This is a genomic window from Pseudonocardia pini (assembly GCF_013870575.1).
GTDB classification, from domain to species: domain Bacteria; phylum Actinomycetota; class Actinomycetes; order Mycobacteriales; family Pseudonocardiaceae; genus Pseudonocardia; species Pseudonocardia pini.
Genome location: NZ_JACBXB010000787.1, coordinates 1 through 2,552, shown reverse-complemented (window position 1 = coordinate 2,552; position 2,552 = coordinate 1). Strand labels below are relative to the sequence as shown.

The following is a 2,552-nucleotide window of genomic DNA, read 5'->3' as shown; positions in this document are numbered from 1 at the left end:
CGAGGTGCGCGACGGCGGCAAGCTCCTGCGCGAGATGGCGGGCCAGGTCCGCGGCCTGCCCGCCTGGTACAGCTACTTCGCCGGGGTCGCGGAGACGGCCCAGGGCGAGGCGATCCCGACCGACAAGAACAACTACCTCGTCTACACGAGGCACGAGCCCGTCGGCGTGGTCGCCGCGATCACCCCGTGGAACTCGCCGCTGCTGCTGCTGACCTGGAAGCTCGCCCCCGCGCTGGCCGCGGGCTGCACGGTGGTGGTCAAGCCGAGCGACTACACCCCCGCCTCCACGGTGGCCCTGGCCGAGCTCGTCACCGAGGCCGGGTTCCCGCCCGGCGTCGTCAACGTCGTGACGGGCTGGGGTGCGGAGACCGGGAAGGCGCTGGCGGCCCACCCGGGCGTCGACAAGATCGCGTTCACGGGGTCCACCGCGACCGGGATCGCGGTCGCGCACGCCGCGGCGGACACCCTCGCGCGGGTGAGCCTGGAGCTCGGCGGCAAGTCCGCCCAGGTCGTCTTCCCCGACGCGGATCTCGACGCCGCCGCCAACGGCGTGGTCGCCGGGGTGTTCGCCGCCACCGGGCAGACCTGCCTGGCGGGCTCCCGGCTGCTGGTGCACGCCTCGGTGGCCGACGAGCTGGTCCGCCGGATCGTCGACCGGGCCGAGCGGATCGTCGTGGGCGACCCGAAGGCCCCGGAGACCGAGATGGGCCCCCTGTCGAACGACCGCCAGCTCCAGGTCGTCCTCGGGCACTTCGCCGCGGCCCGCGACCAGGGCGCCACGATCGCGTGCGGCGGCGAGCAGCCCCCGGGGCTGGGCGGGTACTTCGTCCGCCCGACCGTGCTCACCGACCTGCCCGCCGACGCCCGTGCCCTCACCGAGGAGATCTTCGGCCCCGTCCTCGCCGTGTCCACCTTCACCGACGAGGCAGAGGCCGTGGAGCTGGCCAACTCCACCCCGTTCGGCCTGGCGGGCTCGGTGTGGACGAAGGACGTGCACCGCGCGCACCGGGTCGCCGCCCGGCTGCGGGCGGGGACCGTGTGGGTCAACGCCTACCGGGCCGTCGCCCCCCAGGTGCCGTTCGGCGGGGTGGGGCTCTCCGGGATCGGACGCGAGAACGGGGCGGCGGCCATCAGGGACTACACCGAGACCAAGGCGGTGTGGATCGAGCTCTCCGGGCTGTCCCGGGACCCGTTCACCCTGGGCTGAGGGGTGGGCGCCGTCGGGACCCGCCGTCGTCCCGGCTCCCTACCCGGCGTTCCAGTAGTCCCGGTTCACGGTGATCCGCCCGTCGCGGCGCCGTCCGACCGAGGCGCCCCGCAGGGCGGCCGGTTGCATGATCCACTCGATCGCGAACGCCTCGTCCGTGACCACGCTGCTCTGGACCTCGAACGTGGCGCCGGGTGCCTTGCGCAACGCCGACTCGACGAACTCCCGCACCGCGGCAGCACCCTCGGCGGTGTGCCCGCTGGGGACGTCGGTGAAGACCGCGTCGTCGGCCATCCAGGCCATGATCCGGTCCGGGTCGCCGCTGTCCCAGGCGGACAGGTAGCCCTCCGCCCACGTCTCGGTGGTCGTCATCGTCGTCCTCTCGTCGGGGTCGGATCCGGGGTCGGCACGGGTGTCCCGGTCAGCACCCGGCGGAGGGCGGCATGGAGCGGTCCGGAGCCGCCGTGGCCCGCCGCGGCGAGCCAGGCGGGGTGCACGCTCCCCTGCTCGGTCCGGCCGCGGGTCGCGAGCCAGCCGGTGAACAGCAGATAGGTCGACGCGAAGATCTCCGTGGCGGCCGGGCGGTCGAACCCGGCGTCGAGCAGGATGTCGAGCGCGGCCGCGGTCAACCGGTCCGCGGCCGCCGACGGCCCGGTCGCGGTGAGCGCCCGCAGGCCGGTGCCCGGGTAGCGGAGGAAGGCCTGGTCCATCCGGTCGACCAGGGCGACATAGCGCTCGACCCAGTCGAGATCGGGGTCGTCCCGCAGCTCGATGCCCGCCGCGACGGCCTCCACGACGCGGTCGGCGAGGTCGGCCCCACCCCGCAGGTGGTAGTGCACGGCCGGTGCGGTGACCCCGAGCTCCTGCGCCACCTCGCGCACGGTCAGCCGGTCCAGCGAGCTGCGGGCGACCACCCGCAGCGCGGCCTCCCGCAGGTCCGCACCGGTGAGCGGGGCGGGTTGCCGACCACCTCGCCGACGTGTCATCTCGCGGTTCCCCCTTGCGCCCACCCTCGACCAGGCCGTCATTATGTCACAGTAAATGAGACGAGGAGGACCGGATGGACGTGGTGGTCGTCGGAGGCGGTGTCGGGGGCTGTGCGATCGCGGCCCGGCTGGCCGCGGCGGGGCTCGCGGTCACCGTGCTGGAGCGCGAGACGGCCTACCGCGACCAGGTCCGCGGCGAGGGCATGGTCCCCTGGGGCTTCCAGGAGGTGGTCGCGCTCGGCCTGGCGGACGTCCTCCTCGAGACACCGGGCCTGGCGGTGATCACCCGGATGGTGCCGTACGACGAGACCGTGGACGTCGCCACCGCCCGGCGGGCGGCGCGTGACCTGGCCTCGGCG

The 2,552-nt window shown here is 74.5% G+C and carries 4 protein-coding genes; 2 read left to right on the top strand and 2 right to left on the bottom strand.

The window, feature by feature from the left end; all coding sequences use genetic code 11:
• Window positions 1-1,207 (top strand): aldehyde dehydrogenase (locus H5J29_RS28930; RefSeq protein WP_181784147.1); only part of this gene is annotated, 1,207 nt, incomplete at its 5' end.
• Between the two features lie 39 nt (window positions 1,208-1,246).
• Here the strand turns inward: H5J29_RS28930 and H5J29_RS28925 are convergent.
• Both H5J29_RS28925 and H5J29_RS28920 read right to left on the bottom strand, forming a co-directional pair.
• Window positions 1,247-1,579: a nuclear transport factor 2 family protein gene (locus H5J29_RS28925; RefSeq protein WP_181784146.1), complete on the bottom strand. Its 333-nt coding sequence runs from the start codon at window positions 1,577-1,579 to the stop codon at window positions 1,247-1,249.
• Window positions 1,576-2,193, bottom strand: coding sequence for a TetR/AcrR family transcriptional regulator (locus H5J29_RS28920; protein WP_181784145.1), 618 nt, complete (start codon window positions 2,191-2,193; stop codon window positions 1,576-1,578). The genes H5J29_RS28925 and H5J29_RS28920 overlap by 4 nt, the downstream gene beginning before the upstream one ends.
• Window positions 2,194-2,267: 74 nt before the next feature.
• On the opposite strand from H5J29_RS28920, the gene H5J29_RS28915 reads away from it, so the two are divergent.
• A partial coding sequence (locus H5J29_RS28915; RefSeq protein ID WP_181784144.1) for an FAD-dependent oxidoreductase occupies window positions 2,268-2,552 on the top strand: 285 nt, incomplete at its 3' end.

What these genes read in the sequence shown, in the direction of transcription:
- H5J29_RS28925 (WP_181784146.1), bottom strand. Translation starts at nt 1,579, where the DNA reads ATGACGACCACCGAGACGTGGGCGGAGGGCTACCTGTCCGCCTGGGAC.
- H5J29_RS28920 (WP_181784145.1), bottom strand. Translation starts at nt 2,193, where the DNA reads ATGACACGTCGGCGAGGTGGTCGGCAACCCGCCCCGCTCACCGGTGCG.